Annotated in this window: 9 protein-coding genes; all 9 read left to right on the top strand. The window is 35.0% G+C overall.

What is annotated here, in order from left to right:
- Positions 1-259: 259 nt before the first annotated feature.
- The 9 genes from ACNKXS_RS14625 to ACNKXS_RS14585 all read left to right on the top strand — a co-directional run bounded on the left by ACNKXS_RS14625 (position 260) and on the right by ACNKXS_RS14585 (position 7,764).
- Positions 260-817: a hypothetical protein gene (locus tag ACNKXS_RS14625; RefSeq protein ID WP_417921509.1), complete on the top strand. Its 558-nt coding sequence runs from the start codon at positions 260-262 to the stop codon at positions 815-817.
- A gap of 110 nt (positions 818-927) precedes the next feature.
- On the top strand, positions 928-1,434 hold the full coding sequence (locus tag ACNKXS_RS14620) for a hypothetical protein (protein WP_417921508.1): 507 nt from the start codon (positions 928-930) through the stop codon (positions 1,432-1,434).
- Between the two features lie 372 nt (positions 1,435-1,806).
- Entirely contained in the window at positions 1,807-2,742 is a 936-nt protein-coding gene (locus ACNKXS_RS14615) for an endonuclease/exonuclease/phosphatase family protein (protein WP_417921507.1), read from the top strand.
- A gap of 74 nt (positions 2,743-2,816) precedes the next feature.
- On the top strand, positions 2,817-3,401 hold the full coding sequence (locus tag ACNKXS_RS14610) for a hypothetical protein (protein ID WP_417921506.1): 585 nt from the start codon (positions 2,817-2,819) through the stop codon (positions 3,399-3,401).
- A 310-nt stretch (positions 3,402-3,711) separates the two neighbouring features.
- Positions 3,712-4,065 carry a hypothetical protein gene (locus tag ACNKXS_RS14605; RefSeq protein ID WP_417921505.1) on the top strand — a complete coding sequence of 118 codons (354 nt, stop codon included), beginning with the start codon at positions 3,712-3,714 and terminating at the stop codon, positions 4,063-4,065.
- Positions 4,066-4,151: 86 nt separating this feature from the next.
- On the top strand, positions 4,152-4,820 hold the full coding sequence (locus ACNKXS_RS14600) for a hypothetical protein (RefSeq protein ID WP_417921504.1): 669 nt from the start codon (positions 4,152-4,154) through the stop codon (positions 4,818-4,820).
- Positions 4,821-5,012: 192 nt separating this feature from the next.
- Entirely contained in the window at positions 5,013-6,311 is a 1,299-nt protein-coding gene (locus ACNKXS_RS14595) for a hypothetical protein (protein WP_417921503.1), read from the top strand.
- 154 nt (positions 6,312-6,465) lie between these two features.
- A complete protein-coding gene (locus ACNKXS_RS14590; RefSeq protein ID WP_417921521.1) occupies positions 6,466-7,434 on the top strand; it encodes a carboxypeptidase-like regulatory domain-containing protein in 969 nt (322 codons plus the stop codon).
- Between the two features lie 99 nt (positions 7,435-7,533).
- Positions 7,534-7,764, top strand: a complete 231-nt coding sequence (locus tag ACNKXS_RS14585; RefSeq protein WP_298529123.1) for a hypothetical protein — start codon at positions 7,534-7,536, stop codon at positions 7,762-7,764.
- Positions 7,765-7,798: the final 34 nt, after the last annotated feature.

Below are 7,798 nucleotides of genomic sequence, written 5' to 3'. Positions count from 1 at the left end.
AAAGAGAGGGGATTATCATTGTTGACGGAATCTTTGAGTTCCCACGGTTCATTTAATCTTATTCCTCTCTTTAGTTCTTTCTGTTTATACAATCAAAATTTAGAAAAATTAAACTTAAGACGGTTCATCGCCAATAAGCGGCACCGTTAGTAAGAAAATAATTAACTTGACCAGCAAACCAATACTAAGCCGACAACTCCGTTTTCCATACTCCGCCAACTGGCGATAACCGAGACCGTTAGCACGCAAGCATTAGATTATGAGTGAAGAAGAATATTTCAATCAATACGAATCATATATCGCGGAGAAAATTTTTCTTACCGATGAAACCTCTCAAATTCAAAATGAAATTTATGAAAACATGTTATCATTTACAGTTTCTAAAGAACAACAAGCCAATCTAACCATTACCGATTTTATAAATTTCCTATCTCGAATAAAGAACAATACAAAGTCTCAGCTTAATGTTTCTAAAACCAACTCAGATTTAATATACTACATATGGTACGATGAATTGGCCGGACAACTTCGAATAAACTTTATTAATGCCAACCACTCTAAATTACCATTTGAGGCAAAGTTAGAATTCACTTCCAACCAAGTTGAAATAATTAATGAATTTCTACAATCCGAATATCTAGATAAAATAATTTGGGATCAATTGTCTAATGATACTGGAGATCTTCAAGACAAGGAAAACACTGAAATAAGTGATTTCAAATTAAAAGTTTATAAAGAAATAATTAGAAAAGATGCACGTCGTGCCAACATCGGTTCATCACAAATAACGGGTATTCAGCGAAATGCAGAATTTTAGGAACCAGGAAAATAATAGCTAATCCAACAAATCCGCGTATTAACTCCCTGAACTTTCGATAGCAGGAACCGGAGGCAAAAAGGGAAATAAGAACTTAAATTTTAAATAGTATGAAGTACTTTACAATTTTATATTTACTACTATTCCTTACGGAACCAATGCTAGCGCAGAATATTGATTTTAAAAAGCTGGAGGTCAATGGCCAAAGTATCTGTTCTTCGAAAAGTCTAATTCTGGAAAAATTTGGAGAACCTCTAGAAATAACCAATCCAGATTACGAATGTGGCTTTCTTTCATCAGCAGAACAAATGAAAGAATTTGAATCAATAGTTTATAAAGATTTCGTTTTTACCGGAAATAGAGAAGATGATTATATTTTAGATGAATTCAAATTCAATAGCCAAATATTTACTTTAAATTATGGAGGTATTGACTTGAATAAAGGAACAACAATAGATAAGCTGCAAGAAATATTTGGAAAATTTGATGATGAATATAGATCAGATCAATCAATTTATATATTTATTCCGAACCAGGATAAGATGCAAGACGACGGTTATTTGTTTCAGTTTAATAAGGGCAAACTAGTTTTAATTGAATATTGGAGTCGATGTTAATTTCCTGATGGGTAGAAATTTCTATAAATTCATTAAGTTCAATAACTAAACGCAGCAAATCAGGTGTTACAATTACTTTAGTAAATCCCGTTTCTACATTCAGAGCAATTCTTCCCAAAGTTAGGTCAACCAAAGGCTTGACACCTTCCAGCCACGGCAACATTCATAATAATTAGTTCGTAATCGATAAAAAAGACTATTCATTCCAGTTCATTTAGGATGTAAAATAATAAGATGGATTAAACTATCATTTTAATAATTCTATCTGTATTTATGCATTTCAGAATGAATTTTAATGAAAATTGAAAAGAATATTGGACATTTCTCAGATATCTCGTTTAGTATTTGAACAAATATCCTTTCACCTGTTATATGAAAAAAACCTTACTAAAAAGAATCTTTTGGATAGTGCTAATCGCAGTATTATTAGCCTCTCTACTGCCCCATATCATAACAAGCTACTGGCTAATAGATATTCTATCAAATTTTAAGACGCAACTTCTTATCATTTCGATCTTATTAGTGATTCCTACCTTAATACTTTCGAGAAAACAGGTACTGGCAGTTCTAATACTCAGCATCAATCTTCTATGGAATCTCTATTTTATTATCCCATATTACACCGAAACATCAATTCCTGCAGTTGACCATCATTTCAAGATCTCAAGTATCAACTTACTTTCCAGTAATACGAATAGAGAATCAACCATCAATTATATCCAGAATGAAGATCCGGATATACTTATTTTAATGGAACTAACTCCGGAATGGCTAAGCGCACTTGAGCCTGTAATCGCCAACTATCAACACACAGAGATTGTTCCCAGGGAGGATAATTTCGGGATCGCTCTATTGAGTAAGTACAAAATGAAAAGCTCCGTGGACTATCTCAATCTTAACGATAAACCTTCCATTATTGGAAATATGAGTAGTATGGAACAGGAATTTACGATCGTGGCGACTCATCCCGTTCCACCAATCGGCCAGCAGTCGTTTTTGAATCGGAATACTCAATTGTCTAATATAGCCAGAGATATTCCCAAATTTTCTAAAAATCTAATTATTGCCGGTGACTTCAATACTTCATCCTTTTCCCCTCATTTCAAAACTTTGCTGGGAGAAAATTTAAAGGATAGCAGGATTGGTTTTGGTCTTCTTCCAACCTGGCCAGCCGATTTTAAGATTTTTCAGACAACCCTGGATCATTTCGTAGTATCCAAACATTTGCAGGTCACTAAAAGAACCACAGGTCCCGATATAGGTTCAGACCACCTGCCAATCACCATGACGATTGGTTTTGAGCATTGAAAATATTAGTTTGCTTAAGTCTGGCCAACAATAACTTTATTATCTGAAATCAAAATAAATTCACTTTTTTATCAATGCATCAATCAGAAAAGAAAAACTACTTTAAAGGGAAAACAATATTTATTATTTCTATTCTTGTTATAACCACCACCTTTTTAAGTGTCTGGCTAAATGGTATGAGCTACAATAGAGGAATCACCATGAACCTCTACCTTTCTCTATCTATTATTGGAGTAATTCTATTTTTGTTCATGACTTACGGACTCTACACTGGCGCCGGACTCAAGGATAATTTTCCAAAATTCAGAAGTTATAAAAAGGGAGAATTATTTGGTGATGATACTCCGTGTAACTTCGACATGCCCACTTCGAGTGTGGGTGATGGGATAGCAGGCGTTCTTATTTCCATACTGCTCTGGATCCTTATGACCATTGCTATGATCTTATTATTAATAATACTGGAAGCATTATTCTGGTTCACCTTATTCATCCTTATTTTGATGCTCTACTGGTTATTTTCTAGAGCATTAAAACTGGTTTTTAGCAGATCAGGTAAAACTGTTGGAAATATTCTACTTTCCATGACTTACTCAATCACGTACACGATTTTATACTTAGGATGGATCTTTGTGATCGCTTTCCTGGTAGATACTTTTTAAGGTTTTGATTTCTATAATCTGAATTTTAAAATTCACTATTATTATCAAAATAAATCTCTTTTCCATAATTTGCATACGACGCCGTAAGGACGCTTGAAAATGTAGAAAGAATCTATTTATCTTCTGAAAATGTATATGTCAGAACAGATTTAGTAATTTGTTGATGCTAGTATTTTATGCTGTTGAAATAACTTCGGAAAGTTTTCTGACTATAACCAGATGTTCTTAGTCAGTTATGTATATTTAACTGTTCACTGAAGAATGATATGCTCCAATGAGTAAATCCTGTATTAGTTAAAAACACCAACCAATGAAATTCAAATTCGTCCTAATCATTGCACTACTTTTCAGTTTCACCGGCATAAATGCCCAGGAACAGAAACCAGATCCAAAGCAACCTTATTCGGTTACAGAACTAAAATTCGAAACTAAAAAATTAAGAGAATTAACTGATTTCGATTGGAATTCCCTGGATACTATTTTCTCAAATAACGCTCCTGAAACAGATATAGACCTGATTTTTGAAATCAACGGAAATGTTCGTATAAAAAACACAAAAGTAGATAACATCAAGTTTGTAGTTTCTGGCAAGACTTCAGAACTTGATTCTCTAAAGGTCAAGGCTCAGAAGCTTATCAGCAAACTTGAGTCAAATATGGACTAATAAGTCATTCAAATTGAACCCTAATGTTTTAAAGTGTTCCTGCTAACTTTTTCAATTTTTACGGTCAAATCTATATAAATAATCCAATGAAAAAATTACTTCTAAGCCTGGCATTACTTCCTTTGTTGATCCAGGCACAATCTGGTCAAATCGAAAATTCAGAAGTGATCAATAAGCAGATCCATGCTGAAACCGCTATGGTCGATATTTCGATTAATACTCGCACGGAAACTGAAGAAATGCAGTTATTATATGATTTTGAGAATATCAATAAATCTGAGTTCAGTTTTGATGGTGAATCCATTAAGGGTCGTTATTATGTGCTTAGAATGAAAGAATTTCTGGATGGTAAATTAATTGAAACCAGTAGTCTTTTCGATGAGCGTGGTAACAAGATGTTTCAAGTTGACTCCAGTCAGACTTCTTTTAAATTGCTGAGTAAGATCGATCAAGGTGATCTCAAGATCTGGCTAAGGGGTAAACAATTTGGCAGCAAACAATCTCATTTTGCACTTACCAATGACAATGGCAGGTATGTCGCCAAAGATTTCTTCGGAAGTAAAAAAATATTGCAGGAAGATATCAATAAACCATTTCATTTAATGGCAATTATAACACCTAATAGAAATCCTGATGGATCGGGATCCTATTGTCGCGTCGCACAATCTGAAATTGATCCTGAAAAATTGGGGACTGCTTTTGATATTCCGCATTATTACCTGATCGAAATTGAATTTATGGAATCTGAAGAATAAATATTCTTTTTCCGAAGAGAATGAGCGAATAACCAAAGGTGTATCCCTAAGCGTTAGAAGTTCAAATAATTAGCGTATAAAAATGGTGTATTGTTGCCTGTACACCACTAAAAGTGCTTAGGTGCGGTGCTGCATTTTATTTGGATATCCAAATGGAATTTCTAAATTTGACAAACATCAAAAATTACATCAATGCATCACAAATTTTACCTGTCTCTGCTATTGGCAGTTGCAGTTCTATTTTCATCCTGCACTTCAGACGATAGTGCTCCATCAATCGATTATTCCATCAAATCTGACGATCATCTAAAAATCCTGAGTCAGTATGACAACGGCTGGATCAAAGAAGCAAAACATATAGAATCAGAAGACCTGCCTATACATGAGGTTACGTATCATGAAAATGGATTCATCAAATCGGCTAAAGTATATAACTTCCTTGATGATCGGGAGCTATATATGGAGGTGAGAAGAGATGAACAAAACCGGCCATTATGGTCCAAGTACTATACTCCTGAAGGCGCTGTGTGGTTCGAAACAGCCTATGAGAATGGTTTAGTTTCAGAAAAAATCGTCTACAGCGAACTAGGAACTTCGATACACACTTACACCAATGGAGAAATCACTTCCATTGAATTTATAAGTACGAATGGCCTGGATAAAAGTATTACTTCCTATGATCTGGAAACAGGTACAAAAAACGTGAAAATCACCAAAAATTCTGAAGTGATTCTGGAACAGGAATTTCTTGATCAGGATGATTTTGGTTCAGGTATTCTAACCAGCAACCATGCTCCTAAGGCTAATCCTTTTAATGAACCTCAAAACGGCTACATAACAATAGGAACGTCTTTTACACATAGTCCTATCTGGCATTTCAATGCAAATCCTAAAGATGATGTGATTGGATACAGAAAGTATGCAGATTTACACCCACCAGCTTCAAAATTTGCAGTGCAGCACGCAGTTAATTTTGAGATGTATCAATCTATTATTGAACAATATCCTTATACTGAAGACCAGGTTTTAATCCTTGGTTATAAAGAAAATGAAGGAAATGCCGCAATAATTGACGTTAGCAGAGACGAAAGGTTAGCTATTGATGCAGAACGGCTTGAAGATCCCGACTTATTTGCTCTTAAATATGGAGATCAATACGTAAATAAAATTCATTACGGAAAAAATCTTATAGTCGTTGGGGCATTACGAAATATGCCAACGCATGTTACAGCGATTGAGCAAGTGAACAAGATCGCAGAAAAGCGGATGAACGATATTCTAAGCGGCTCTAACCTTGTGAGCGATCATGAGATGGAAATACTGGATAAAGTATGGTTCGAAGTCAAATTATTTTCCACCTTCAAGAACCAGAGAAATGGAATTGTGCTGGAATCTTTTAATGATTATGAAACTGCTGCCCAGGAATTCATTGATGCCGAACCCGAGATCATTCAGTATGAATATAAGAAATTCGAACTTCTGGTTCAATAAAACTCTAAACGGTTTACACAAAAGTCATCCATTTCCGGATGGCTTTTTCTTTTCTGAAATTTAAATATTTTATATTAGAGCGTTATTACGATTATATATGGTCAAATTTCCCTTTCGAAGTAGATTCTTAAATATTATTTGTGTTCTATTGCTTATGACTGCCGCAACGGTCAATTCCCAGAATAGGATCTCTGGAACCGTTCTTAGTGCAGAAGATTCAACCGCGATCATGGGTGCTTCCATATACTTTGATGGAACCAGTATTGGGGTTTCTTCAAACCAGGATGGAGATTTTGACATCTCCTTCATGGATAATAATTCCGCACTAATAATTACTTCTCTTGGTTACGAAGCGCTTGTATTAGATGCTTCAGAAATATTAAAAAATCCTGTAGATTCAAAATACTACTTACCTTTTAAACGTGAGGAACTGGAAACTGTTTACCTTGAAACAGACCCATGGAGCAGATCGCGAAAACTTCGGCACTTCAGAAAAGAATTTCTGGGAAGGAACTACGCGATGTACAACTGTAAGATCATCAATGAGGACGCAATTAAGCTTAGATATTCCCCTTCAGAAAAATCAATGAAAGCTACGGCAAATGAGCCTTTAATCATACATAACGAATATTTAGGTTATGCCATTAGTTACCGGCTTGCCGACTTTGAGCTGGGATTCCAGATGAATGGCGGTCTACTTCTACCCTATTCCACTTATTTTGCCGGTTCAGCCTACTTTCAGCCATTAAATAAGAAAACCGGCAGAAAGGTATTGAGAAACAGAGATCGTAGTTACTATGGTTCATCACTTCATTTTATGCGCTCACTTTACAAACAGAAACTGGAAGAAAACAACTTCGCGATCTATCATAAACGTTTCCAGGTGCCTACCTACAAATTTTTCAACATTAGTGAGGAAGGAAAAAATCGAAAAATAGAATTACTTACAGATGAATTGAGCATTCTCTACGATAAAACGGAGCAGTCTGCCATCGTTTCAAAAAATACGTTTACCATAGATCAATTTGGAAATCCGTCCCCACCAGAAGCCATACTTCTAAAAGGAATTATGGCTGAAAAACGAATTTCAGAACTTCTTCCTCTGGACTATAAGATCAACTAGAAAAGAGTGAATAAAAGTTTGGACTTTAATTCTACCATCAATTAGCATAGTATGTTATTTAATGATCTATCTTCACTCCCTAAATAACTAAACTACAAGATGCTTCTTTTCTGGATATCAACCATCATCGCATTTATAATTATCGCATATATTGTACATAAATTTTTCTTTAAAGATGTTCGAGGGAACCCAGCTGAGGATAAAAGGCTATGGAAATTCTGGGGTATAAGAACGTTTTACTGGCAGGGAGTTTTCCTTATTGCGCTGGGAATTCTCGCACTAATTCTGGCAATTATTAAATGGAGCGGCGTCTGGCCTTTACTTAATTAAACTTCGAATTTCTACGGAATAGTTTATTGCTATT

Origin of the sequence: Christiangramia marina (assembly GCF_048285865.1) — a bacterium.
GTDB classification, from domain to species: Bacteria; Bacteroidota; Bacteroidia; order Flavobacteriales; family Flavobacteriaceae; genus Christiangramia; species Christiangramia marina.
The sequence above is the reverse complement of the archived record's forward strand: the minus strand, read 5'-3'. Positions and strand labels throughout refer to the sequence as shown.